Annotated in this window: 23 protein-coding genes; 12 read left to right on the top strand and 11 right to left on the bottom strand. The window is 71.7% G+C overall.

The features are described 5' to 3' along the window. Positions 1 to 2: 2 nt before the first annotated feature. On the bottom strand, positions 3 to 881 hold the full coding sequence (locus ABZ848_RS20910; protein WP_360833821.1) for a xanthine dehydrogenase family protein subunit M: 879 nt from the start codon (positions 879 to 881) through the stop codon (positions 3 to 5). Between the two features lie 515 nt (positions 882 to 1,396). On the opposite strand from ABZ848_RS20910, the gene ABZ848_RS20905 reads away from it, so the two are divergent. The 8 genes from ABZ848_RS20905 to ABZ848_RS20870 all read left to right on the top strand — a co-directional run bounded on the left by ABZ848_RS20905 (position 1,397) and on the right by ABZ848_RS20870 (position 12,078). Continuing rightward, positions 1,397 to 1,783: a DUF485 domain-containing protein gene (locus tag ABZ848_RS20905; protein ID WP_360833819.1), complete on the top strand. Its 387-nt coding sequence runs from the start codon at positions 1,397 to 1,399 to the stop codon at positions 1,781 to 1,783. Further along, entirely contained in the window at positions 1,774 to 3,366 is a 1,593-nt protein-coding gene (locus ABZ848_RS20900; protein ID WP_360833817.1) for a cation acetate symporter, read from the top strand. The genes ABZ848_RS20905 and ABZ848_RS20900 overlap by 10 nt, the downstream gene beginning before the upstream one ends. Positions 3,367 to 3,855: 489 nt before the next feature. Next, complete coding sequence (locus ABZ848_RS20895) at positions 3,856 to 5,283, top strand: O-antigen ligase family protein (RefSeq protein ID WP_360833815.1); 1,428 nt, start codon at positions 3,856 to 3,858, stop codon at positions 5,281 to 5,283. A gap of 51 nt (positions 5,284 to 5,334) precedes the next feature. Beyond that, positions 5,335 to 6,954: a serine/threonine-protein kinase gene (locus ABZ848_RS20890; RefSeq protein ID WP_360834136.1), complete on the top strand. Its 1,620-nt coding sequence runs from the start codon at positions 5,335 to 5,337 to the stop codon at positions 6,952 to 6,954. 93 nt (positions 6,955 to 7,047) lie between these two features. Next, positions 7,048 to 8,211: a serine hydrolase domain-containing protein gene (locus ABZ848_RS20885; protein ID WP_360833813.1), complete on the top strand. Its 1,164-nt coding sequence runs from the start codon at positions 7,048 to 7,050 to the stop codon at positions 8,209 to 8,211. A gap of 107 nt (positions 8,212 to 8,318) precedes the next feature. Beyond that, positions 8,319 to 9,959 carry a phosphoglucomutase (alpha-D-glucose-1,6-bisphosphate-dependent) gene (gene pgm / locus ABZ848_RS20880; RefSeq protein ID WP_360833811.1) on the top strand — a complete coding sequence of 547 codons (1,641 nt, stop codon included), beginning with the start codon at positions 8,319 to 8,321 and terminating at the stop codon, positions 9,957 to 9,959. A gap of 150 nt (positions 9,960 to 10,109) precedes the next feature. Next, on the top strand, positions 10,110 to 10,940 hold the full coding sequence (locus ABZ848_RS20875; protein ID WP_360833809.1) for a PP2C family protein-serine/threonine phosphatase: 831 nt from the start codon (positions 10,110 to 10,112) through the stop codon (positions 10,938 to 10,940). Positions 10,941 to 11,082: 142 nt separating this feature from the next. Next, positions 11,083 to 12,078, top strand: coding sequence for an MASE1 domain-containing protein (locus ABZ848_RS20870; protein ID WP_360833807.1), 996 nt, complete (start codon positions 11,083 to 11,085; stop codon positions 12,076 to 12,078). 3 nt (positions 12,079 to 12,081) lie between these two features. Here ABZ848_RS20870 and ABZ848_RS20865 read toward each other — a convergent pair whose 3' ends face one another. The 3 genes from ABZ848_RS20865 to ABZ848_RS20855 all read right to left on the bottom strand — a co-directional run bounded on the left by ABZ848_RS20865 (position 12,082) and on the right by ABZ848_RS20855 (position 13,585). Beyond that, complete coding sequence (locus ABZ848_RS20865) at positions 12,082 to 12,540, bottom strand: hypothetical protein (RefSeq protein WP_360833805.1); 459 nt, start codon at positions 12,538 to 12,540, stop codon at positions 12,082 to 12,084. 110 nt (positions 12,541 to 12,650) lie between these two features. Then, positions 12,651 to 13,016 carry a metalloregulator ArsR/SmtB family transcription factor gene (locus ABZ848_RS20860; protein ID WP_360833803.1) on the bottom strand — a complete coding sequence of 122 codons (366 nt, stop codon included), beginning with the start codon at positions 13,014 to 13,016 and terminating at the stop codon, positions 12,651 to 12,653. A gap of 194 nt (positions 13,017 to 13,210) precedes the next feature. Then, positions 13,211 to 13,585, bottom strand: a complete 375-nt coding sequence (locus ABZ848_RS20855) for a hypothetical protein (RefSeq protein ID WP_360833801.1) — start codon at positions 13,583 to 13,585, stop codon at positions 13,211 to 13,213. Positions 13,586 to 13,953: 368 nt separating this feature from the next. Here ABZ848_RS20855 and ABZ848_RS20850 point away from each other — a divergent pair, with 368 nt between their 5' ends. Together ABZ848_RS20850 and ABZ848_RS20845 are read left to right on the top strand one after the other, a co-directional pair. Then, positions 13,954 to 16,224, top strand: coding sequence for a M4 family metallopeptidase (locus ABZ848_RS20850; RefSeq protein WP_360833799.1), 2,271 nt, complete (start codon positions 13,954 to 13,956; stop codon positions 16,222 to 16,224). A gap of 99 nt (positions 16,225 to 16,323) precedes the next feature. Beyond that, on the top strand, positions 16,324 to 16,935 hold the full coding sequence (locus ABZ848_RS20845) for a hypothetical protein (RefSeq protein WP_360833797.1): 612 nt from the start codon (positions 16,324 to 16,326) through the stop codon (positions 16,933 to 16,935). Here the strand turns inward: ABZ848_RS20845 and ABZ848_RS20840 are convergent. The 5 genes from ABZ848_RS20840 to ABZ848_RS20820 are packed head-to-tail and all read right to left on the bottom strand — an operon-like array spanning position 16,919 to position 22,367. Then, positions 16,919 to 18,385 carry an HAD-IA family hydrolase gene (locus ABZ848_RS20840; RefSeq protein WP_360833795.1) on the bottom strand — a complete coding sequence of 489 codons (1,467 nt, stop codon included), beginning with the start codon at positions 18,383 to 18,385 and terminating at the stop codon, positions 16,919 to 16,921. The two genes, ABZ848_RS20845 and ABZ848_RS20840, sit on opposite strands and share 17 nt — an antisense overlap. 49 nt (positions 18,386 to 18,434) lie before the next feature. Beyond that, positions 18,435 to 19,511, bottom strand: coding sequence for an ABC transporter ATP-binding protein (locus ABZ848_RS20835; protein WP_360833793.1), 1,077 nt, complete (start codon positions 19,509 to 19,511; stop codon positions 18,435 to 18,437). 5 nt (positions 19,512 to 19,516) lie between these two features. Then, positions 19,517 to 20,335 (bottom strand): ABC transporter permease subunit, encoded by an 819-nt coding sequence (locus ABZ848_RS20830; protein WP_242767227.1) that lies wholly within the window; start codon positions 20,333 to 20,335, stop codon positions 19,517 to 19,519. Next, entirely contained in the window at positions 20,320 to 21,219 is a 900-nt protein-coding gene (locus tag ABZ848_RS20825) for an ABC transporter permease subunit (protein ID WP_360833790.1), read from the bottom strand. Before ABZ848_RS20825 ends, ABZ848_RS20830 begins: the two co-directional genes overlap by 16 nt. Further along, the gene (locus ABZ848_RS20820; protein ID WP_360833788.1) at positions 21,216 to 22,367 is read right to left on the bottom strand and encodes an extracellular solute-binding protein; all 1,152 of its coding nucleotides are present in this window, start codon (positions 22,365 to 22,367) and stop codon (positions 21,216 to 21,218) included. Before ABZ848_RS20820 ends, ABZ848_RS20825 begins: the two co-directional genes overlap by 4 nt. Before the next feature lie 210 nt (positions 22,368 to 22,577). Here ABZ848_RS20820 and ABZ848_RS20815 point away from each other — a divergent pair, with 210 nt between their 5' ends. After that, positions 22,578 to 23,318 (top strand): GntR family transcriptional regulator, encoded by a 741-nt coding sequence (locus ABZ848_RS20815; RefSeq protein WP_360833786.1) that lies wholly within the window; start codon positions 22,578 to 22,580, stop codon positions 23,316 to 23,318. 66 nt (positions 23,319 to 23,384) lie between these two features. Beyond that, positions 23,385 to 24,086: a hypothetical protein gene (locus ABZ848_RS20810; RefSeq protein ID WP_360833784.1), complete on the top strand. Its 702-nt coding sequence runs from the start codon at positions 23,385 to 23,387 to the stop codon at positions 24,084 to 24,086. A 2-nt stretch (positions 24,087 to 24,088) separates the two neighbouring features. Here ABZ848_RS20810 and ABZ848_RS20805 read toward each other — a convergent pair whose 3' ends face one another. Beyond that, the gene (locus ABZ848_RS20805; RefSeq protein WP_360833782.1) at positions 24,089 to 24,739 is read right to left on the bottom strand and encodes a hypothetical protein; all 651 of its coding nucleotides are present in this window, start codon (positions 24,737 to 24,739) and stop codon (positions 24,089 to 24,091) included. Then, complete coding sequence (locus ABZ848_RS20800) at positions 24,740 to 25,324, bottom strand: TetR/AcrR family transcriptional regulator (protein ID WP_360834134.1); 585 nt, start codon at positions 25,322 to 25,324, stop codon at positions 24,740 to 24,742. Between the last annotated feature and the right edge of the window lie 41 nt (positions 25,325 to 25,365).

Raw genomic sequence — 25,365 nt, 5'->3', positions numbered from 1 at the left:
GCTCACGCCTCCTGTCCGCCGGCCCGGGCGACCGCCCGGCGCAGCACCCGCACCGTCAGCTCGCGCGCCAGATGGCGCTTGTACTCCGCGCTGCCCCGCCGGTCGGTCACCGGCGAACAGGCCTCCGCCGCCAGGTCCCCGGCCTGTGCGTACAGCTCTTCGCCGGGCGGCCGCCCGCGCAGCACGTCGGCGATGCCCGGGATCCCGGCGGTGTTGGGGCCGACCGCGGCGAGGCCGACCCGCGCGTCCGTGACGAGCCCGCCGTCGAGCCAGACCGCGGCGCCCGCCGAGACCACGGCCCAGTCGCCGGCCCGCCGCTCGACCTTCTCGTAGGCGCTGGAGCCGCCCGGACGGATCGGGAAGCGGACCTCCGTGAGGATCTCCGCGTCACCGACGGCCGTCTCGTACGGGCCCTGGTGGAACTCCTCCATCGGTACGACCCGTTCGTCGCCGACACCCCGGATCACGCAGGAGGCGCCCAGCGTCGTACAGACGGCGGACAGGTCCTCCGACGGGTCCGCCTGGCAGAGCGAGCCGCCGAGCGTGCCCCGGTTGCGGACGACGGGGTCGGCGATGACCCGTTCCGCGTCCCGGAAGATCGGGAAGGCGGCGGCGAGTTCGTCGGACTCCAGCAGCTCGCGGTGCCGGGTCATGGCACCGATGCGGATCAGCCCGGGCTCGACGCGGATGTAACCCAGCTCGGCGTGCAGCTCGTTGATGTCGACGAGGTACTCGAAGTTGGCCAGCCTCAGCTTCATCATCGGGATCAGACTGTGCCCGCCGGCCACCAGCCGCGCCGTGTCACCGAGCCGGTCGAGCAGCGCGACCGCCTCGTCCACACTGTGCACCCGCTGGTACTCGAACGGAGCGGGAACCTGCATCGCCACAACCCCCTGTCCCGCCCGGTTGCCCACCGGGCGCCGCGTCCGGGCCCATTGGGCGCTCGGAGCCCAGGGGTGTCAACGGGTGGTTAAACGTTCACTTAGGTCGCCGTGCGGTCGGCGGGGGCGTATCGGCCCCCAACCCCTGTGCGCTGCATTTGAGACAGCCTTTCCGTGGAACAGGTACGGACTATTGCCGGGCGTGCTGCTTTTCGCAGGCTGTGTGATGTCCGTGGCGCGCAGTCGCGTGTACGAATGAGCCAGCCCGGTAAATTCATCCGTCCGTCCGGTTGATAGTTCAACCGGTGCGCTGCAATACTCCGGCATCCGGTGCCGCCTCACCCTCCGGCCGGCCCGCAGGAATCCGGAAAGCAGCGATTCCAGATTCACGAACCCCCCACAATGTCCGCATGGCGATCGACTCCGGCACGCTCCCTACGCGTGTTCGATCTGTTTTTTGGACTGACCGGACGATTCACCCCCGCGGCATCAGGATGCAAAGAAGGTGCGCCCGCGTGAATGTCGAGCAGGCAAGGCAGCGCGAGATATCCGAAAACCCCGAATTCCGGCTGCTGCGTCGCGCCCAGCGCAGAACAGGAGTGCGGATGACGGCCCTCTCCGTCGGTGGGTTCCTGGTGTACGTCCTGCTGTCGAGTTTCACGCCCGCTCTCATGAACACGTCGCTGGCCGGCCACCTCACCCTCGGACTCGCGCTCGGGCTCGGCCAGTTCGTGGTGATGGCCCTGGTCGCGCGACGGCACCTCGTGCACATGCGCACCCATGTCGATCCCATCGCCCGGGGCTTCCGCACCCAGGCGCACAAGCAGCAGCCCGACCCCGGGGACCAGGACACCTGGCGGGCCGCCCCGTTCCGGAGCGGGGGGCAGCGCACATGGCGATGACCGCCGCCGTCGTCACCGACCGGTTCAGTCTGCAGCTGACGTTCCTGCTCTTCACCGCCGTGGTCGTGGTGACCCTGTTCAGCGCGTTGCTGATCGCCCCGCAGCGCGACGAGATCAGCGAGTTCTACCTCGGCAACCGCACCATGACACCCCTGCGCAACGGGCTCGCGATGTGCGGCGACTACCTGTCCGCCGCCACCCTGCTCGGCAGCACCGGCCTGGTCGCCCTCACCGGCTACGACGGCCTCCTCTACCTCGGCGGCACCGCGGTCGCCTGGATGATGGTCCTGCTGCTGATCGCCGAACCCCTGCGCAACGCGGGCAAGTTCACCCTCGGCGACACCATCGCCCTGCGCATGCCGCGCCGCCAGCGCCCGGTCCGGCTCGCCCTGGCCCTGTGCACCCTCGCCGTCACGACCCTCTACCTCGTCGCCCAACTGGTCGGCAGCGTCGCCCTGTTGACTCAGTTCACCGGCGAACCCAGCGCCGCTACCCGCACCCTGTGCGTGGTCGTGATCGGCTCCATCGTCATCGTGTACGCCGCGCTCGGCGGCATGCCCGGAGCCACGTTCATCCAGATCGTCAAGGCCGTCATGCTCATCGCCGGGGTGGGTGTGACCGCGGTGATGGTGCTGCACCACTACCACTGGAACGTCAACGCCCTGCTGACCGCGGCCGCCGACAACAGCGGCATCGGGACCCGTTTCCTGGAACCCGGGCTGCGTTACGGCGGCAGCACCACCAGCAAACTGGACTTCTTCAGCCTGGAACTCGCCATCGTGCTCGGCCTCGCCGCGCTCCCGCACGTCATGATGCGGCTGCTCGCCCCGCGCTCCCGGCACGTCCTGCGCACCTCGCTCATCTGGGCGATGGGCCTGGTCGGTCTCGTCTGCCTGGCCGCCGGGATCCTCGGCCTCGGCGCCACGGCCGTCGTGGGCCGGGACACCATCTCCCGCATGGACCACAAGGGCGACGCCGCCGTGCTGCTCCTCGCGCACGCCCTCGGCGGCGGCATCCTCACCGCCCTGCTGTCCTGCCTGGCCTTCGTCACGCTGCTCGCGGTGGCCGCCGGACTCACCCTCGCCGCGGCCTCCTCCCTCGCGCACGACCTCTACGGCGAGGTCATCCGCAAGGGCAGGGCCAAGGAGACCGAGGAACTCCTCGTCGCCCGGCTCGCCGCCGCCGTCATGGGCGTCCTCGGCATCCTCCTCGCCCTCGTGTCCTGGGGCGCCAACACCGCGACGCTCGCCTTCCTCGCCTTCGCGATCGCCGCGTCCGCGATTCTGCCGACCCTCGTCTACACCCTGTTCTGGCGCCGCTTCACCGCGAACGGCGCGCTGCTCAGCCTGTGCGGAGGCCTGGTCTGCTCGGTCCTCCTGGTCGTCTTCTCACCCGTCGTCTCCTCCACCCCCGCCTCGCTCTACCCGGACTCCGACTTCGCCTGGTTCCCCCTGCAGAACCCCGGCATCGTCTCCATCCCGGCGGGCTTCCTCCTCGGCTGGCTGGGCACGGTCCTGAGCCGACCGGAACCACCGGAGGAGTACGCCGAGTTCGAGGTGCGGGCGCTGGTGGGGGTCGAGTAGGCGGGGCAGGCCTGCGACCGCCGACCATCGGCCGCGTCACCGCGCCGGGAGGGGCCCGACGTTGTGGGGCGAGCGCCGGGCCTAGTGAGGCGGGGCGGCCCTGCGAGGCGAGCATGAAGCCGGGCGAGGAGCGCGGAGGACGGGCGTCGCGAGGCGGGGCGCCCCGCCGGACGCCCTGCGGCGACTGCAAGCCCGCCCGTCGTGAGGCGAGCGCCCGGCCGGACGCCACGCGGTGACCGCAAGCCCGCGCATCGTGAGGCAGACGCCCGGCCGGATGCCACCGCGGTGACCGCAAGCCCGCGCGTCTTGAGGCGAGCGCAAGGCCCGAAGCCGTCAGGCGATCGCAAGTCCACGTGGCGGCGGTGCGCGGCATGGGCGTACCGGAGGTATCGCCGTGAAGGGTCCGCAAAGCCCCGTCCCCATACCCGATCCGCCGTGTTCGTCCGCTCGACGCCCGCTCTTCGCGCTCGGGGCCCAGGCTCGGGTGCCATGGCATCGACACCCGACGGACGGACACCCACCGGCGGACTCGTATCGGCATCGGCGGGGCAGTCGTCGGCGGCGGCCAAGGTCGTGCAGTTCGTCCCCCTGGGTGCGGTCGCCGTGCTGCTTCTGGACGCGGTCACCGACTTCTTCCCCGACGACCCGATCACGGGCGTCCTCACTCCGACGCGGCTGGTGCTGCTGCTCGGCCTGACCGCCATGGCCGTACCGGCGCCGGGCCGTCCACGCGCCCGGCTGCGGGACTTCCGTACCCGCCTCGACATACCCGTCGGCCTGCTGCTCGCCGCATCGGTTCTGGCCACCTACGGCGGCGGCCACCCCACCGCCCCGCTGCGCGGCCTGCTCACCGTGATCGCCTGCTACTACCTCGTCGTCGGCCTGCGCCGCACCCAGTCAGAGTCCTGGCGGGCCGTCGGCCTCCTCGCCCTGGCCGGGGTGGCCGCCGCCGGCACCAGCGCCTTCTCCCAGTTCACCAACGACACCCCGACCGGCTTCTGCCGCACCGGTTTGCTCACCGACATCGCCTGCGACGCGGGCGGCGACGACGTGCTCATCCGGGCCACCGGCACCTTCGCCAACCCCAACCTGCTGGCCGCCTTCCTCGTACTGCTCCTGCCGTTCACGCTGCTCGCCGCCGTCGCGGTCGACGAGCGCACGGCCCGTACGGCGATCGTCGTCCTGGGCGTCATCGGGTACGGGGCCATGCTCACCACCTTCTCGCGGGCCGGGTACGTCGCCGCGGCCGCCGGCCTCCTCGTGCTCGGCGCCGCCTACTGGTTCGTGCCCCGCATCGCCGACCGGACCGGGCGCCGTCTGGTCGCCGGGGTCGGCCTGGGCGGTCTGCTCGCCGCGGCCGCCGCGATCTGGCTCGCCTCCCGCGCCGGGAACTCCCTCGGCGTACGCGGCCAGGCCTGGCGCGCCGCCCTCGACATCGCCCCGCACAACCCCCTCGGCGTGGGTCTCGGCCGGTCGGGCGCCGTCATCACCGCCACCGCACCGGGCGACCGGGTCTTCGTCCACGCCCACAACCTCTGGCTCAACTGGCTCGTGGAGACCGGCCCGCTCGGTCTGCTCGCCATCGGCGCGGTGACCGTGATCGCCTGGACCTCCGCTGCCCGCGCCGCCCGCGCCAAGTCCGTCGTCGGCACGGTCGGCCTCGCGGCCCTGACCGGCTTCTTCCTGATGAGCATGCTCGACCACCCGGCCAACCTCGACCGCATCGACGTCCTGTTCTGGTGCGTGGTGGCGGTGGTCATGGCGGAGGCGCCCAGGAGTTGGCGACGGGGTGCCGAACTCCCTGCCGGCACCGTCCCCGCCCCGCAGAAGCGGCGCAGGCACGCCCCCGCCGCACCCGAGCCGGCCGGCCTGACCAACCGCTTCACCCTGCCGCCGAACCTGCCCGACAGGCCCTAGCCGCAAGGGCACCGAGCGGACCATGAACACATGTCCCCTAAGCTCCTCGCCATGAACGACGGGGAGACCGGCAGACGGGTCGTCGACGACCGCTTCGAGCTGGAGTCCAGGCTGGGCGGCGGCGGTATGGGCACGGTGTGGCGGGCCCGCGACCTGCTGCTGCACCGCAGTGTGGCGGTCAAGGAGGTCCGGCCCGCCGACCCGGACCTCGCCGAGTACGACCCGGAGAGCGCGCGGATGCTGCGCGAACGGGTGCTGCGCGAGGCCCGCGCCCTCGCCAGGGTGCAGCACCCCAACGTCGTGACGATCCATCACATCGTCGACGGCGGCGCGGGCACCTACCCGTGGATCGTCATGGAGCTGGTCGAGGGCGGCTCCCTCGCCGACCGGCTGGCCCGCGGCCCCATGAAACCCGCCGAGGCCGCCCGCGTAGGACGGGGCGTCCTCGACGCCCTGCGCGCGGCCCACGCCATGGGCGTCCAGCACCGCGACGTGAAACCCGCCAACGTCCTGCTGCGCCCCGACGGCCGCCCCGTGCTCACCGACTTCGGCATCGCCGCCATCCGCGAGTCCACCGCCCTGACCGCCACCGGTTCCATCATCGGCACGCCCGACTACATGGCCCCGGAACGCGTCACGGGCGGCGAGGGCGGCCCCGCGGCCGACCTGTGGTCGCTCGCGATGATGCTGTACGTCGCCGTCGAGGGCCACCATCCGCTCCAGCGCGGCACGACGCTGGCCACGCTGGCCGCCGTACTCCACGAGGACGTACCGCCGCCGAAGCAGGCCGGGCCGCTGACGCCCGTACTGGAACGAGTCCTGGTGCGCGACCCCGCGGCGCGGCCGGACGCACGGACCGTCGACGCGCTGCTGGCCGCGGCGGCGGAGGCGGTGGAGGACTCCGGTACGACGTCCTACCCCTTGGCGCCCCCGCGACCGCAGCCGCCGGCGCCACCCGCTCCCGACACGGTGGTGCCGCGGCCGGGGCGGCGGCGCGGGGCGGTGCTCGCGTCGGTGGTCGTGGGCGCCGTAATCGCAGGCGGGGCGACCTGGCTGGCGGTGTCGGGCGACGACGGGAACAAGGATTCGGGGGCTCCGGGGCCCAGCAGCCGGACCACGCAGGAGACCGGCTCCGCATCGGCGGATGCATCGACGGATGCGTCGACGACCGAGCCCTCGGGGTCACCGGTGCCCAGCGCGTCCTCGAAGCTCGCCACCGGCATGCTCACACCCAAGGGCATCCGGTCCGCGCTGAAGGCCATCGAGGACAAGACGGGCCGTAGCACCTTCGGCGATCTGAAGGTGTACCCCGGGTACGTGTCGGTCGACGCGATGGTCCCCGGCAGCAAGACGCGCTACGACAGTTACACCTACCGCACCTGGCAGGGCGTGGAGAAGGGGCCGCTGGGCGGCACCCTGATGGGCGGCAACGAGCCGGTGAGCCTCAAGGACTTCGACTGGGACAAAATACCCGCGCTGCTCGCCTTCGCCGAGAAGAAGCTGAAGGTCGAGAAGCCCGCGGACCCGTACTTGTGGCTGCAGCCGCCCAACACCACCTTCGACACACCCGTCGCCATCCGGATCTACCTCACCAACAACTACGGCGAGACCGGCTATCTGGACGCCACCCCCAAGGGCAGGGTGACCAAGGTCGTGCCGGCCGGCGCGTGACACGTTCCGCCGGATGCAGCAGCACCGGAGGCTGTGGCTCCGGGTGAGGGAAAGGCTGGGCCTGCACCTCAGCCCAGCCTCCCGGGAGACCCCATGCCCCACCGCTCCGCCCCCGCCCGTTCCCGCCTGGTCGCCGCCTGTCTCGCCGCGGTCTGCACCGCCGCCCTCGGCCCGGCCGCCACCAGCGCGGCCGCCACCCACGACGACGATCTCCAGCGCCAGGCCCAGCAGTTGGTGGACACTCCCGGCGGACCGCCCGGCGTCATCGCCGTGCTGAGACGGGACGGGGAGACCCGTGTCGTCCGTGCGGGCGTCGCGGACCTCACCACCGGCCGGCGCCCGCACATCGACGACCACATGCGCATCGCCAGCACGGCGAAGGCCTTCAGCGGGGCCGTCGCGCTGAGCCTGGTGGACCGGCACGCCCTGCGCCTCGACGACACCCTCGGCGAACGGCTGCCGCGGCTGCCCAAGGCCTGGCACGACGTCTCGCTCGGCCAACTCCTCGACCACACCAGCGGCCTGCCGGACTTCTCCGAGGCCACCGCGTTCCGCGCGGCCCTCGCGGCCGACCCGCGGCACCACTTCGACTCCCGCCGCCTGCTCGACTACGTGGCCGACCAGCCGCTGAGATTCACCCCGGGCAGCCGCTACCAGTACTCCAACTCGGACAACATCGCCGTCGCCCTCATGGCGGAGGCGGCCACCGGCACCCCGTACGAGAAACTGCTGCGCACGCTCGTCTACCGGCCCTTGGGCCTGCACGACACGAGCCTTCCCCAGGGCTACCGGATGCCCGAGCCCTATCTGCACGGCTACGACGTGACCCCGCCCGCGCCCCCGGCGGACGTCAGCGAGGTCTTCGGGGTCTCCGGGGCCTGGGCGTCCGGCGGGATCATCTCCACGCCCGCCGACATGACCCGCTTCATCCGCGGCTACGCGGGCGGCGCGCTCTACGGCAAGGACGTGGTGCACGCGCAGCGGAACTGGATCGACGGCGCCTCCCAGCCCCAGGGCCCCGGGCGCAACTCCGCCGGACTGGCCATCTTCCGCTACGACACCCGGTGCGGGGTCGTCCTGGGGCACACCGGCAACTTCCCCGGCTACACCCAGCTGATCGCCGCCACCCCCGACGGCCGCAGGTCGCTCACCTTCTCCGTCACCACCCAGATCAACGAGGGCCTCAAACCGAAGCTGTTGAAGAAGATGCGTGCCGTCGAGGAGAACTTCGTCTGCGCGCTCCTGCGGAAGCGGTGACCGCACGCGAGTGTGCGTGAGGAGCGCACACTCGCGAACCGGCCCGGCCACGGGGGAGGATGGGCGCGGCAAACGCTTTTGGTCAACCGATGTGGAGGAGCGGGCACATGCAGCACGAGCGAGCGGGTCAGCCTGCCGGACCCGAGGATCTCGTCGACGTCGCCCGGCTGGTCACCGCGTACTACGCGCTGCACCCGGACCCGTCCGACCCGGGCCAGCGGGTGGCCTTCGGTACGTCAGGACACCGCGGGTCGTCCCTGGCGACCGCGTTCAACGAGGACCACATCGCCGCGACCAGCCAGGCGATCTGCGAGTACCGCACCGAACAGGGCACCGACGGCCCGCTCTTCCTCGGCGCCGACACCCACGCCCTGTCCGAGCCGGCCCAGGTCACCGCCCTGGAGGTGTTCGCCGCCAACGGGGTCACCGTGCTCATCGACAGCGCGGACGGCTACACGCCCACCCCCGCGGTCTCGCACGCCATCCTCACCCACAACCGCGGCCGCACCTCCGGCCTCGCCGACGGCGTCGTCGTCACCCCGTCGCACAACCCGCCCGCCGACGGCGGCTTCAAGTACAACCCGCCCAGCGGCGGCCCGGCCGGCTCCGACGCCACCTCCTGGATCCAGGACCGCGCCAACGCCATCATCACGGGCGGCATGAAGGACGTACGGCGCGTCCCGTACGTCCGCGCGCTCGCCGCGGAGACCACCCGCCGGCACGACTTCCTCGGCGCGTACGTCGCCGACCTGCCGAACGTCCTCGACCTGGACGCGATCCGCACCGCGGGCGTCCGGATCGGCGCCGACCCGCTGGGCGGGGCCTCGGTCGCCTACTGGGGCCGGATCGCCGAACAGCACCGGCTCGACCTGACCGTCGTCAACCCCCTCGCCGACCCCACCTGGCGGTTCATGACCCTGGACTGGGACGGCAAGATCCGCATGGACTGCTCCTCGCCGTTCGCGATGGCCTCGCTCATCGAGCGGCGCGACCGCTTCCAGATCTCCACCGGCAACGACGCCGACGCCGACCGGCACGGCATCGTCACCCCGGACGCGGGGCTCATGAACCCCAACCACTACCTCGCGGCCGCCATCGCCTACCTTTACGCCCACCGCAAGGAGTGGCCCGCCGACGCGGGCATCGGCAAGACCCTCGTCTCGTCCGGGATGATCGACCGGGTCGCCGCGGACCTCGGGCGCCGGCTGGTCGAGGTGCCCGTCGGGTTCAAGTGGTTCGTGGACGGGCTGGTCGACGGGTCGATCGGCTTCGGCGGCGAGGAGTCGGCCGGCGCGTCCTTCCTGCGCCGGGACGGGTCGGTGTGGACCACCGACAAGGACGGCATCATCCTGGCGCTGCTCGCCTCCGAGATCACCGCGGTCACCGGGAAGACCCCGTCCGAGCACTACGCCGCCCTCACCGACCGCTTCGGCTCGCCCGCGTACGCGCGCATCGACGCTCCCGCCACTCGCGAGGAGAAGGCCCTGCTCGCCAAGCTCTCGCCCGCCCAGGTCACCGCCGACACCCTGGCCGGGGAGCCGGTCACGGGCGTGCTCACCGAGGCCCCTGGCAACGGCGCGGCCATCGGCGGCATCAAGGTGAGCACCGAGAACGCCTGGTTCGCGGCGCGGCCCTCCGGCACGGAGGACGTGTACAAGATCTACGCCGAGTCGTTCCGGGGCGCCGACCACCTGCGTCAGGTGCAGGAGGAGGCCAAGGACGTGGTCATGGCGGCCCTCGGCGGCTGAACCGGCGGGGCGGGCGTGTGGCCCCGGAGGGCGGCCCCAGGACCTGCGGACTCGGGGACAGCGGCGTGATGTCGCTATCATCCCTTTAAACGCATAATCTGGGGTTTTGCCCTGAAGGGGCCACGGCCCACGGCCCCGCCGGAGTGATCAATGTCCCTGATGCGCCCAACGGAGGACGGCGACGAGCTGCTCGCCCGCCTCGGGTCGCTGACCGCCCAGGCGCGCGAGCTGGCGGAGCTGCAGCGCTCGCGCGTCGAGCTCGCCGTCGCCCTGCAGCGCGGCATGCTGCCCAGGGACCTGCCCGCCGCCCCCGGCCTCCACCTGGCCGTCCGGTACGCGCCCGCCTACCACGGCCTCAACGTGGGCGGCGACTGGTACGACGCCTTCACGATGCCCGACGGCCGGATCGGACTGTCGATCGGCGACGTCCAGGGCCACAACATCGAGGCGGCCGCCTTCATGGGCCAGGTCCGGGTCACCCTCCGCGCGCTCGCCTCTGTCACGAGCGAACCCGGCGAGCTGCTCTCCCGCACCAACGACCTGCTGCTCTCCCTGGGCACCGACCTCTTCGCCACCTGCACCTTCATGCGGCTCGACCCGGCCACCGGGGTCCTGGAGAGCGCCCGCGCCGGGCACACCCCGCACATCTGGGCCACGCAGGACGGCCGGTCCGGCATCGCCGAGGACGAGGGCGGACCGCCGCTCGGCATCCAGCAGGGCATGGAGTACGCGGTGACCCGCCACCGGCTCACCACGGGCGGCGTCTTCGTCCTGCTCACGGACGGCGTCGTCGAGGGCCCGTCCCTGAGCGTCGACGAGGGCCTCGACCAGGTGGTACGCCTCGCCGGGATCGCGGCGGTCGCGGGCATGGAGGCGAGCTCGCTGGCGGCGGCCGTGATGAAGGTCGCGGAACGCGTCGGCCACGAGGACGACGCGGCGGTACTGGTGGTGGGTCACGACGGGCCGGCGGCTCGGCGATAGGGCGCGAGGACGGCCAAGGCGGACGCACGCTTCCCCGGGGGTTCGTCGGCCCTCGTCCAGCCCTTCCAGCCGGCCTCTCCCGTAAGCCACCCTCGGCCGCCCCGTCCCGCTCGCCTCGCCGACCGGCCCCCCTCGGTGTCTGATGGCAACTGTGGTGACCACCCAGGATCTGCGCAGGCCGGGCCTCTTCGCCCTGAGGACTCTGGCCGTCGCCGCCTGCTACTTCGCGGCCGGGCGGCTGGGGCTGCTGCGGCAGCTCGTGGTCGAGGGGGCCGTGGTCACACCCATCTGGCCGCCCACCGGCGTCGCGCTGACCTGTCTGCTGCTGTTCGGGCTCAGCTCCTGGCCCGGCATCGCGATCGGCTCCCTGCTCGTCGTCATGTCGATCACCACCCCGCAGCTCGCCGTGCTCGGCACCCTGCTGGGCAACACCCTCGCCCCGCTCGCCGCCTACTTCCTGCTCCGCAAGGTCGGCTTCCGCACCGACCTCGCGCGCCTGCGGGACGGTCTCGGCCTGGTCTTCCTCGGCGCCCTCGCCGCCATGCTGATCAGCGCCACCGCGGGCGCGGGCCTGCTCGTGCTCACCGGCAAGCTCGCCATGAGCGGCTTCTGGCTGGTCTGGTCGGCCTGGTGGGCGGGTGACGCGATGGGCGTCCTGATCGTCACGCCGGTCCTGCTGGCGCTGTCCGCGACGCGCCGGCCGCCGTATCCGCACCGCTGGAAGGAGGCGATCGGCCTGACCGTGGTGGCGTGCGGGCTGATACCCCTGGCCGCGCAAAGCTCCGTCAGCCTGCTGTTCCTCGTCTACCCGCTGCTCATCTGGGCGGCCCTGCGCTTCCAGCTCACCGGCAGCATGCTGTGCGCCCTGTTCGCCTCGGTCATGGCCACCATCGCGGCCACGGACCGCGTCGGCCCCTTCGCGCACCTCACCGGCGTCGAAGTGATGATCAAGCTCCAGGCCTTCAACGGCGCGATGGCCCTGACCGCCCTTCTGCTGTCCGCCGTGATCACGGAACAGCTCAACACCCGGCGCTCGGTGGAACAGGCCTGCCAGGAACTGGTCGAGGTCCTGGAACACCTCACCGCGGGGGAGTACCCGCAGGGCCGGCCGCCCCTGGACGCGGACGACCGCGGCTGACGTTCAGTCCCACAGCGGATAGGTCACCGTCGGCGGGTAGGTGTCCGGGCGAGTGCCGGTGAAGACGAGCGTCATGCGGGTGTAGTGGCGTACCTGCGGGCGCTTCTTCCAGGACCGCGGACGGTCCAGACGCACCTTGACGGCGTACGAGTGGAAGGTGCCCGCCGCGCAGTACGGCTTGCAGTCGTTGACGACGTTCACGCCTTGCGCGGTCGCCGAGTCCGCACCCCACTGCGACCACTTGAGCGAGGTCAGACGGCTGTTGCCGTCGCCGCAGGCGAGCATGAACGCCGACGGGCGCACTTCGGGGTGCCAGAAGCAGTCGACGAGCACCGGCGCCGGGGCTTGTTCCGCCACGGTCCGCGACGACTCCGGCCTCGCCGACGAGGGGGCGCCCGCGGCCGCCGCGAGCGACGCGGCCAGGCAGAGCGTTGCTGCTGTCGTGAGTGCGTGTGCGCGCATGTCCGCTCCCCGGCTGCGGTTTCTCTGCGATCGTCCCTGTACCGACGCTACGACCGGGCGGAGGCGAGCACCACTCGGGCGGAGCAATGCACGCCACCCCGCGGGCCGGTTCAGCCGCGGCTGCTCGTGGGCACCTGCGACGCGGGGGCGTCGGCGCGGCGCAGCTCGGCGAGGAGTTCGTTGCGCCCGTCCAGCAGCTCGGTGAGGATCCGGCGGGCGGCACGCAGGAGCTCGGCGACGTCACCGCCGGCCAGCGCGTAGCTGACGGTCGAGCCCTCCCGGATGGACACCACGATGCCGGCCCGGCGCAGGACCGCCAGCTGCTGCGAGAGGCTGGACGGCTCGATCTCGATGTCGGCGAGGAGGTCCCGTACCGGGACGGGCCCGTGCTGGAGCAGTTCCAGGACCCGGATGCGCACGGGGTGCCCGAGCATGCGGAAGAAGTCCGCCTTGGCCTGGTAGAGGGGGACTTGCATGAGTGCTCTCTCCCTGCCGTTCGGGTGTGGTGCCACGGTGCGGCGGCGCCCGGAGGTGCCGCCGCACGTGCCCTTCGTGAACCGATCCTGGTCGTCCGGGGCCGCGCCCAGGCACGTATTGGGATCATGCTGATGTGGTGACTTGAAGAAGTCTTCACATCGTGGGCGTACGAAGCCCCGGACCTCCGGGCGGCCTAGACCTCGAGCTTCTCCTCGACCCGCTTGAGCTGGTGGCGGGCCATCGCGAGGTTCGAGCGGTCCTTGTCCAGTACGAGGTAGAGGAACAGCCCGTTCCCGTTGCGGCCGGTCACCAGGCGGATCAGGTGGTACTGGTTGGCCAGCGTGATCAGGATGTCCTCGATCCGGCTCTTGAGCCCCAGCGTCTCCATCGTGCGCACCTTGGCCCGCACGACGTCCGTGTTGCCGGCCGAGGCGATCGTCAGATCGAGGTCCTTGCCCCCGCCCAGTGTGCCCAGGGCCATGCCGCTGGTGTAGTCGACGACCGCGGCCCCCAACGATCCCTCGACCCCCGTCATCATCTCCTTCAGCGACACTTCCACACTCGCCATGTGCGCCTCCCCTTGGTAGTCGGCTGTGGCGGACCGGCGGCCGCCGGCCTGTCCGATGCACGGGACCGTAGGCGGGCGGCCGGAGCGGCGGGAGCGTCTCTCTGGGACTGACACATGCTGGACGAAGACCGACGTTCGACGTTCGCTTGAGAGTCCGGAACTGGCCTGACGGGACCGGAAGTTGGCGTCGGTTTCCAGCCGTTGTGTTGTTGCATCCATGACAAGCAGGTGGATCGAGTGACAGTCTGCTGTCCGCGGACTTCACCGTGCATTCACAACTTGCACGATTCCTCCGCCTTTCTCGTTCCCTCTCTTCCCCCACCTCCACGGCCTTCGACCGGGGCCGTTCGCTGCAGAAGGAGAACGACTTGTCGCGGCAACACCCTTCCTCGCACCGCTCCAGATACACCCTTGCCCTCGCCCTCACGGCCATAAGTACCCTGCTGGCGACCGGAGTTCAGACCGGCACCGCCGGTGCGGCACCCGCCGCGCGCGGCCACGGAAAGATCCTCGCCACGCCGAGGTCGGGCGCGGCCCAGGTCCCGCTCACCCCGGCGCGCCGCGCAGCCCTCGTCGAGAACGCCACCGAGAAGGCCGCCGCCACCGCCCGGACCCTCGGTCTGGGCGCCAAGGAGAAGCTGGTCGTCAAGGACGTCGTACAGGACGCCGACGGTACGACCCACACCCGTTACGAGCGGACGTACGCCGGGATGCCGGTCCTCGGCGGCGACCTGGTCGTGCACACCGGGAAGGGCCGGACCACGAGCAGCAGGGCGACCGGCGCCACGCTCACCGTCCCGACCACCAGGCCGAAGGTCACCGCCGTCAGCGCGAAGAGCCGTGCGCTCACCGCCGCCAGGAAGGCCGGCGCGAAAGCCGCGGAGATCGACGGCGCGCCGCGCCGGGTCGTCTGGGCCGCCTCCGGGAAACCCGCCCTGGCGTGGGAGTCGGTGGTCGGTGGCTTCCAGGACGACGGGACACCCAGCGAACTGCACGTGATCACCGACGCCCGCACGGGGAAGGAACTCTTCCGCTACCAAGGCGTCGAAACCGGCACCGGCACCGGGCAGTTCAACGGAACCGTGCCGCTCGGCACCACGCTGTCCGGCTCGACCTACCAGCTCGTCGACGGCGACCGTGCGGGTCACCGTACCTACGACCTCAACCAGGGAACCTCCGGCACCGGCACCCTGTTCACCGATGACAACGATATCTGGGGCGACGGAACCCCGGCCGACCGCCAGACCGCGGGCGTGGACGTCGCGTTCGGCGCGGCGGCGACCTGGGACTACTACAAGGACGTCTTCGGCCGCAACGGCATCCGCAACGACGGGGTCGCCGCCTACAGCCGGGCCCACTACGGCAACAACTACGTCAACGCCTTCTGGTCCGACACCTGCTTCTGCATGACCTACGGCGACGGCTCCGGCAACACCCACCCGCTCACCGCTCTCGACGTCGCCGCGCACGAGATGAGCCACGGCGTCACCAGCGCCACCGCCGGCCTGACCTACTCCGGCGAGTCGGGCGGCCTCAACGAGGCGACCTCGGACATCTTCGCCGCCGCGGTCGAGTTCCACGCCGACCTGCCCGCCGACGTCCCCGACTACCTGGTCGGCGAGAAGATCGACATCAACGGCGACGGCACCCCGCTGCGCTACATGGACAAGCCGTCCAGGGACGGCACCTCCCGCGACTACTGGGACTCCTCGCTCGGCAACATCGACGTCCACTACTCCTCCGGCCCGGCGAACCACTTCTTCTACCTCCTGTCGGAGGGCAGCGGCGCGAAGACCGTCAACGGGGTCGCCTACGACAGCCCCACCCACGACGGCCTCCCGGTCACCGGCATCGGCATCGAGAACGCCCAGCGGATCTGGTACCGGGCCCTGACCACGTACATGACCTCCACCACGAACTACGCCGGCGCGCGCACCGCCACCCTCCAGGCGGCGGCCGACCTGTTCGGCGCCTACAGCCCCACCTACCTGGCCGTCTCCGACGCCTGGGCCGGCATCAACGTGGGCGAGCGCGTCGCGCCGGGCGTCAACATCGCGGCAACGGCCAATCAGACCAGCGGAGTCGGCGACCAGGTCTCCCTCCAGGTCGACGCCTACACGACCAACTCCGGCTCCGCGCTCACCTATTCGGCGACCGGCCTGCCGGACGGCCTGACCATCAGTCCCACGGGCCTCATCAGCGGCACACCGACCATCGCCGGCACGCAGGACGTGACGGTGACGGTCACCGACGACACCGGCTCGACCGCGAGCCGGTCCTTCACCTGGCGGGTGGCGAACCTGTACGCCAACGCCACCCGGGTCGACATCCCCGACAACGGAGCCGCGGTCGAGTCCCCGGTCACGGTCGCCGACCGCACCGGCAACGCCTCCGCCACCACCGAGGTCTATGTCAAGATCGTCCACACCTACCGCGGAGACCTCACCGTCGACCTCGTCGGCCCCAACGGCAAGGTCTACTCCCTGCTCAACCGAAGCGGCGGCTCGGCCGACAACGTCGACCAGACCTTCATCGTCGACGCCTCCGACCAGCCCGCCTCCGGCACCTGGAAACTCCGCGTCCAGGACCGGGCGGCGATCGACGTCGGCTACATCGAGAAGTGGTACCTGATTCCCTGACCCCCGCCCCCTGACGACGACCGCCGCCCGGCCACCTCGCGTGCGCCGGGCGGCGGTGCGTCAGGGTTGCCCGGCCGGGACGGCGGTGAGGATGACCGCATGGACGGAGGAGTCGCCGCGATCGCGGCGGGCGCGGTCGGTGTGCTGGGCGCGGGACTGGGCGGGCTGGCCGCCATCTTCGGCGCGAAGATCGGAGCGGACCGGAACGCGGCGGCCCTCCTGCACCAGATCCGCCATCAGTCGCATGCCGAGCGGGAGCAGTGGGTGCGCGGCCAACGCAGCACGGCGTACGCCGAGTTCCTCACCGCCTGGCACGAATACACCCTGGCCCGGGGGCGGTTCCACAGCGAACTCCCGCCGAGGTACGAGAACTGGAGGCGGGTGCAGGACCTCGGTGGACGCCTGTTCACCACCGTCTTCCGCATCCGGATCGTCGGCCCGCCGAGCGTGGCGGTCGTCGCCGAGGAGGCCCTCGCGGCCGTGACCGCCATGGACCTGCCGGAGGGCGCACGCGTCGAGTTCGACGAGGTCAACGCCCGCTACCGGGAGACCGACGACCCCGCCCTCCAGGAACGGATGGTGCGGATCGCCGAGCGGATCCTCTACCAGGGCTCGTGGGACGGGGCCACGGACGTGGAATCGGCGCGGCAGCGCTTCCTCGATGCCGCGACCGAGGAGCTCGGCGAGCTGACGATCACTCCGGAGGGGTGAGGGTGAACGTCGTCAGGACCGCCGCGTGGTCCGACGGCCAGTCGTTGCCGGCGACGTCGGGCCACGGGCGCGGGACGCCGGTGACGACCGTGCGGGCGTCGGTCACGTCGAGGCCGTGGCCGTTGTGGAGGACGTAGTCGATGCGGTCCTGGGGCTCCGGGCGGCTGTGATCGTCCTCGTGCACCGGGTGGATCGGGGACCACGTGTGGCCGGGGGCGCGCACCGGGTCGGGATGGGCCTCGCGGTAGGAATCGCGCAGGCCGGCCGCCTCGGCGGCCCTGGTCACCGGCCAGTCCACGTCGGGCCAGTCCAGGTGCGAGGGGCAGTTGAAGTCCCCGGTGAGGACCACGGGACGTCCGGCGCCGCCCGACTCGGCGATCCACCGCAGCGCCTCCCGCATCTGCTCCAGCCGTACGCCCTCGTGAGCGATCAGCTCGGCGGGCGGCAGGCCGTCGAAGGCGGCCTCGTACGGCCCGTACGGCGTGTAGTGGAGGTGGGCCGTCCACACGTCCACCTCGCGGAGGCCGTCGACAGTGATGCGCGCGCCCGCCGCCCCGTAGAAGCCGACACCGGGGTCGCCGAGGCCGGCCGTGATCGGGTGGCGGCTGATGATGCCGAGGTTCTCGCCGGCCTCGTGGTGGTACCAGCCCAGTGCCTCGGCGAGTTCCCGGGCCGCCGTGCCGGCCGTCTCCTGCAGGCCCACCACGTCGGCCTCGGTGTCCAGGATCACCTTGAGCTGCTTGGCGCGGTGGTCGTCGACCTTCGTACCGCCGTACCAGAGGTTCCAGCTCAGCACCCGCAGCCGGGGCCGGACCAGGTCCCGCAGCCGGGCCGGTGTCACCTCCTCCAGGCTGGGCACCACCGTCCGCCCGGGGGCCGGGGCGATGGGCGCGAGCGAGGGCACCGCCAGGACGGCGCACCCGGCGGCCTCGGCGGATGTGACGCCCGTGGGGGTGTCCTCCACGGCCACGCAGCGGGCCGGGTCGACACCGAGGGCCCGGCAGGCGGCGAGGTAGGGGTCCGGGTCGGGCTTGGTGGCCGGGGTGTCGTCCGCGGTGACCGACACCCGGAAGCGGTCCGCGCCGAGCACGGCCAGCACGCTGTCGGCGACCGCCCGGGGAGAGGCGGTGACCAGGGCGGTCGGTACGCCGTCGCGGGCGAGGGCGTCGAGGAGGGCGAGCGCGCCGGGGCGCGGCACGATGCCGGTGCGCACGCGCTCGGCGAACTCCCGGTGCAGCCGTGCGGCGAGGTCCCGCGCCCCGGTGAGCCCGCCGAGCCAGCCGGCGGTGTGCTCGACCGGCCGGCCGAGCACCTCCGGCTGATCGGCCTCGGCCAGCGGCCGGCCCAGCTCCGTCGCGACGTCCTGCACCGCCTCCCACCACAGGCGCTCGGTGTCGACGAGCGTGCCGTCCATGTCGAACAGGACTGCCTGGAGCGGGGGTTGGGTCACGGTCTCTGCCTTCGAGTGGGGGATCGGATGGGATACGAGTGTGGGGGTGTCAGGCGGGTCGTTCGGCGACCAGCACCGGCCGCTCGGGCAGCGACACCCGTACGGCGGTCCCGGCGCCCAGTGCGGCCGCCTCGTGGGTGGGCAGGTCGGCCTTCACCTCGGTGCCGTCGGCGAGGCGCACGGTCAGACGGGTGGCCGCGCCGAGGAACGCGGCGGCGATCACCCGCGCGTCGGCCGTGTCGTCCGCGGCGACCCGCACGGCCTCGGGCCGCACGAGCACGTCGACCTCGCCGTCCGCGGGAAGCGTCCCGTCGGCGGGCAGCCGCACACCGAGCACCTCCACCGTGTCACCGGACAGCCGCCCGGGGATCCGGCTCATCGTGCCGACGAACTCGGCGACGAAGGCGGTGGCGGGCCGGCCGTACAACTCGGCGGGTGCGGCGCACTGTTCGAGCCGTCCCGAGCGCATCACGGCGACCCGGTCGGCGACGGACAACGCCTCCTCCTGATCGTGTGTCACGAACAGTGTGGTGATGCCGAGTTCCTGCTGCAGACGGCGGATCTCCTCGCGCAGCGTCAGCCGCACCTTGGCGTCGAGCGCGGACAGCGGCTCGTCCAGGAGCAGGACACGCGGCCGCAGTGCGAGGGCGCGGGCGAGCGCGATGCGCTGCTGCTGGCCGCCGGAGAGCTGGTGCGGGAACCGGTCGCCCTTGTCGGCGAGACCGACCAGCTCCAGCAACTCGGCCGCGCGAGAACGGCGTTCGGCCGTCCCCACCTTGCGCATCCGCAGCCCGAAGGCCACGTTGTCGAGGGCGTTGAGATGCGGGAAGAGGCTGTACGACTGGAAGACCATCCCGGCGTCACGGCGGTGCGCCGGGACCCGGGTCACGTCCTCGCCGTCGACCAACACCTCGCCGGAGTCCGGGTGTTCGAACCCGGCGAGCATGCGCAGCGCGGTCGTCTTGCCGCACCCGGACGGGCCCAGCAGCGCCAGGAACTCACCCGGCCGCACGGTCAGGTCGAGGCCGTCAAGGGCGACGGTCGCCCCGAACTCCCGGCGCAGACCACGGAATTCGACGGTGGCGGCCTTGTCGACGGCCGTCTTCTCAGCGGTGGTGGCGGTCATGGTGGTCATCCCCGGGACGAAGCGGTACGGTCGCGCCCGCCGAGGCCGGCGAGCGCGAGGAGCAGGGCCCATGTGACGAGCAGGCTCAGCACGGACACGGCGACGGACAGCTGGGCCTGCGAACCGCCGACGCTGTAGATCCACACGGCGAACGGCTGGAAGCCGAGCAGCTGGGCCACGGTGAACTCGCCGAGCACCAGGGCGAGGGTGAGGAAGGACGCGTTGAGCAGGGCCCCGCGCAGGTTGGGCAGCACGGCCCGCAGCAGCGCCTGCGGCCAGCCGGCCCCGCAGCTGCGGGCGGCCTCCACGAGGGTGCGTACGTCGATGGCGCGCAGCCCGGAGTCCAGCGCCCGGTACACGAACGGCAGCGCCATCACCACGTAGGCGAGGACCAGCACGAACGGGAAGCTCGGGTTCTGGATCGCCACGAACGTCTCGAACAGCGGGGTGCGGGACAGGTACTCGGGGCCCCACTTGAGGACCGTGGCGATCCCGGCGACGAACGCGATCGGCGGGACGACCAGCGGCAGCGAGCACAGCACCTCCACCACCGGCCGCAGCCGGGGCGCGCCCAGCCGCAGCGCGACCATGGCGGGCACCATCAGCAGCAGGACCAGGGCGATCGTCGCGGCCGCCAGCTCCAGCGAGAGCAGCAGGCTGGAGCCGAAGCCCTCGGTGGAGACGATCTGCGAGTAGGCGTCGAAGGTGACGCCCTGGCCCGGCACGTCGACCGTGAAGACCACCGACGCGGCGAGCGGGACCAGGAAGTACAGGGCGGCGAGGCCGAGGACCACCCACCGCCACGGGTTCAGGCGTCGAGCCATCGCGCGCTCCGTCGTTGCAGGGGCAGGTACACGGCCATGACGAGCCCGGCGACCAGGACCATGTCGAGGCTCAGCGCGAGGGCCACGTTCTCCTGGCCGACGAGCACGTTGCCGGAGATGGCGTCGGCGATCTGCAGGGTGACCAGCGGCACCGAACTGCCCACCATGGCCGCGGCGGTGGCGTACGCGGCGAACGCGCTGCCGAACAGCAGCACGAAACCGCCGAGCAGCGAGGGCAGCAGCACCGGCAGGGCGACGTGTCGCCAGTACTGCAGGCCGGTGGCGCCGTTGTTCTGCGCCGCCTCACGCCACTGCGAGCGCAGCCCCTCCAGGGCCGGCGTGATGGTGAGCACCATCAGCGGGATCAGGAAGTACAGGTAGACGATGACCAGGCCCCAGAAGCTGTAGAGGTCCCAGCCCGCGTCCGTGAGGCCCAGATGCCGGGTCAGTACGCCCGCGTTGCCGAGCGTGGCCACGAACGCGAAGGCCAGCGGGATGCCGCCGAAGTTCGCGAGCACACCGGAGGCGGTGAGCGCGGCCTCGCGCAGCACCCGGAAACGGGAGGTCACGATCACCTGCGCGAGCGGCAGCCCGAGGAGCGTCCCGATGGCGGCGGAGACCGCGGACAGCTTGACGCTGCCCAGCAGCGCGGTCAGGTACGCGCCCTGCAACGAGGTCGTCAGGTTCGCGGTGCCGTACGAACTGGCGCCCGTGGCCTGGTCCTTGACGCTGAACGCGCCGTTCAGCATGGCGATCGCCGGGATCCCGAAGGCGATCGCGGTGAAGGCGAGGAGGGGGACGACGGCGAGAGCGCCGCCGGCGCGGGCCCGCCGCTTCGGGGAAGCGGCGGGCACCACATCGGCCCTCGTGAGGGTGGTCGTCATCCGGAGACGGCCTTCGCCCAGCCCTGCGCGATGACCGTCTTGGCCTTGCTCTGCTGGGCCTCGGTCGGGAAGGACGGCGTACCGGAGACCTGCGGGAGCTTCGCGGCGGCCGTCTTGTCGAGAGTGCCGGCCTTCTCCATCGCGGTCATCAGGGCCGGGCGGGCGTACCCCTTCAGCCACAGGTTCTGGCCCTCGGTGCTGTACAGGTACTCCTGCCACAGCCGGGCGGCCGCCGGGTGCGGGGCGTCCTTGTTGATGGCCTGGGAGTAGTACTGGGCGTACTGGCCGTCGGAGGGGATCGACACCTTCCAGTCCAGGCCCTTGGACTTGAACTCGTCGGCGTACCCGGCGTTGAGGTAGTCCCAGTCGATGCTGATCGGCGTCTCGCCCTTCTCGACGGTCGCCGGAGTCGACTCCACGGGCGTGTAGTTGCCGTTCTTCTTCAGCTTGGCGAAGAAGTCCAGGCCCGGCTGGATGTCGTCGAAGGAGCCACCGCTCGCGAGCGCCGCCGCGTACACACCGCCGAAGGCCGAACCCGACTTGGTCGGGTTGCCGTTGAGCGCGACCTGGCCCTTGTACTGCGGCTTGAGCAGGTCCGCGAAGGTCGTCGGGCAGGTCTTGACGCGCCCCGCGTCGCAGCCGATGGAGATGTAGCCGCCGTAGTCGTTGTACCAGCGGGCCTGCGGGTCCTTCTGACCGGTCGGGATGTCGGCGTACGAGGCCACCTTGTACGGCGCGAGCAGACCCTGCTGGGCGGCGCTGAGCGCGAAGGAGGAGCCGAGGTCCAGGACGTCGGGGGCGCGGTCCTGGCCCTTGCGGGAGGTGACGGCGTTGATCTCGTCCTGGCTGGAGCCGTCCGGGTTCTCCACCGTGATCTTGATGCCGTACTTCTTGGTGAAGCCGTCGATCAGGGCGCCGTAGTTCGCCCAGTCGCGGGGGAGCGCGATGGCGTGCAGCGTGCCCTCCTTCTTGGCGGCCTTCACCAGGGCGTCGAGGCCGCCGAAGTCGGCCGCGGAGGTGGCGGTCGCGGCGTTCTTGCCGTCGGCCGTCGTCGAGGCGTTGTCGGGAGCGGCGCCGCAGGCACTCAGGGCGAGTGCGGCAACGACGGCGAGGGAGCCGGTCAGGACGGCTGTTCTCGACTGGGACACGGTGACTCCAGGAGGGGCGCAGGGGACGCTCGAGGGTGACAACTTGTCTGAACAAGTTGGCCCCAGTAATGCTGCCTGTGGTGACGCGTTCGTAAACAGTGGCGAAATTGTGACCTCCCAATCCCTGCACAGTTCGGGGTAAGCGCAGTCGCCGACCGCTCTCGATTAGGGTGGTCACGCTGTGCACAGCGGCCGACTCGGAGGGAAACGGTGGCGACGCGACACGAGGAGATCGCCGACGAACTGCGGCGGGCGATCGACCGCGAGGAGTACGCGGTCGGCAGCAGGCTGCCCGCCGAGACCGAGCTCGCCGCGCACTACGGCGTCTCGCGCGGCACCGTTCGCCAGGCCGTCGCCGCGCTGACCACGGAGGGGCTCATCGGCTCCCGTCAGGGCGCCCGCCGGGTGGTCCTCGCGAGCCGCCGCAGCCAGAGCTTCGCCGAGCTGCGCAGCTTCGCCCAGTGGGCCCGCGCGATGGGCCGCGAGGCGACCGGGCACGTGGTGGCGCAGGAGTACCTGCCGGCCACCGCGCAGGACGCGGCCCGCCTCCAACTCCGCGAGGGCACCCAGGTGTTGCACGTCCTGCGTGTGCGTGGCCTGGACGGCGAACCGGTCCTGGTCGAGCGCACCGTGTACGCCGACTGGATCTCACCCGCGGTCGAGGTCATCGACCCCGACGCCGCGTCGGTCACCCAGCAGCTCTTCGACAGCACGGGCCTCGTCTTCGCGTACGGCGAGCACGTCATCGACGCGGTCGCGGCGAGCGCCCAGGACGCCGAACTCCTCGGCATCCGCCGCACCAGCCCCCTGCTGCGCGTCCGCCGTGTCACCACGACACGCGAGGGGCGCCCGGTGGAGTGGTCGGACGACCGCTACCGCTCGGACGCCGTGAGCTTCAGCGTGCACAACTCGACGGCCAACAACGCGCTCGCGCGCAAGACGGCGGAGTGAACTGCCGGGCGCCGGGCGCTTGGTAGGCTCCCCGGGCTGATCATGGCCACAACGGGGAGCGCTTTCATGCGGAACATGCCCGCCGCGGTGACCGCCGCTCTGACGTGTCTGCTGGCGGGAGCGGCCCTGTCGGGCTGCGGCGGCGACGGCGGCACCGAGGACCGGTCCGCCGAGGAACTGCTCGACGACGCCAACGACACCATGCGCGCGCTGAAGTCGGTGACGGTCGAGGTCACCAGCACCGCGACGAAGGGCGGCACGGCCACCACCCGGCTGGTGACCGACCTGGACAAGCGGTGCCGGGCCAGGACGAGTTGGTCCGAGGGCGGCACGCTGGAACAGATCCGCATCGGCGACACGGACTACGTCCGCCCGGACCGCGCCTACCTCCAGAAGTGGAACGGCGACACGAGCGTGAAGACAGAGCAGAGGTTCTGGTTCAAGTCGCCGGTCGAGGCGGGCCAGGACGGTGAGAACGGCCTCACCTCCTGCGAGCGCCCCTACGACTCCTTCGGCACGGCGACGAAGGGCGAGCCCACCCACGTCGATGGCAAGGAGGCCATCGCGCTCAAGGTCACCGACGAGGCCGACAAGGGCGGGACGTACACCTTCTACGTGGCGACGCAGGGCAGGCCGTACCTGCTGAAGACGGTCTACGAGGGCGGCGACTTCCACACCACCACGTCCTTCGGCGACTTCGACGAGACGCTGGACGTGCACGCACCGAAGGCGGCCGAGGTGCTGGACGCGGGCGATCTGGACCGCTGAGCTCAGGCGCGGGCGGGCCGCACCCCGGGAGGCAGCGGCGCGCCCCGGCGCCAGGGCCACACCCGCGCCGGCGGGGACACGCGGTCGCGCTCGTACGCCACGTGCGTGACGAACGCGTCGATCACCTGCGCCGCGCCCCGGTGCGGAGGCAGCGCCATCAGCACCGCGTCGTACCCGTCCGGCAACGGCGGCGCCACCACGGCGACTTCGTCCCCGGACCCCAGCCGCAGCACGACTCCGCGGAGTTGGTCCCTGTCCCCGGGCACGGTCCGCAGACGCGCGTGCAGCCGGTCCTGGGAGGGCGCGAACAGGCGTATGTGCGCCAGCAGCACCCCGTGCTTGTACTCCTCCCATCGGTCGAAGCCCAGCGCGCGCATCGGCGGCTCCCGCCACGGCCGCCGCGCGTCCAGGTGCTCCAGCAGGCGGCGCAGGAAGTCCCGGATCGACGGCTCGTCGTGCGGCTGCCAGGACAGGTCCTCGTCCCAGGTCCCGGCGGCGAGGACCGCTTCGATGCCCGCGTACTGCTCCTCCACCGTGAGGTCGTAGAAGGGGCGCTCCAGGACCATGCCGGCGATGTGCTCGACCTCCGCATCGCCCAACTCCCGGCTGAACTGCGTGCAGTACAGGACGGCGACGACCACTCCGAGACGCATTCAGTCTCCTTCGGCGAGGGTGTGCGCCACCGTGGCGCAGGCCAGGCGGGTGACGACGCGCAGCTCGTCCACGGGTGTGCCGGCTCGGCTCAGGACGGCGAGGGACTGGTTGACGGCGACGACGTAGAGGGCCAGTTCGTCGAGTACGTCGGGGGCGGCGCCGGCCAGCGCCCCGCGCACCCGGCGCCGTTGGGCCTCGACCAGGGCGCGCACATGGGCGCCGTTCTCCGCCCTCAGCGCCGGTGACTGGGCGGCGGACTGGGCGATGAGGCAGCCGTCCGGGACCGACGGGTCGGCGATCCGGGCCAGCGTCGCGCCGAAGAAGGCCTCCACGGCACGTACGGGGTCACCGGCGTGCGCCGCGAGGGCCGCCTCGTGCCGGGCCGCGTAGATCGAGGCATAGCGGTCCAGGCACCGGCGGAACAGCGCGTCCTTGTTGCCGAAGGCGCCGTACAGCGAACCCCGTCCGAGGCCGGTGGCGGAGCCCAGCGCGTCGAGCGAGGCGCCCTCGTACCCGTGCTGCCAGAACACCCGCATGGCCTGGTCCAGGGCCGTCCCGACGTCGAACTGCTTCCGGCCGGACATGCCGCTCACCCTCCCGCTCCTGGATCGATCGGTCCAAGTAT

Source organism: Streptomyces sp. NPDC047081 (genome assembly GCF_040643775.1).
Taxonomy (GTDB): Bacteria; Actinomycetota; Actinomycetes; order Streptomycetales; family Streptomycetaceae; genus Streptomyces.
This window is presented reverse-complemented; position numbering and strand designations above follow the sequence as displayed.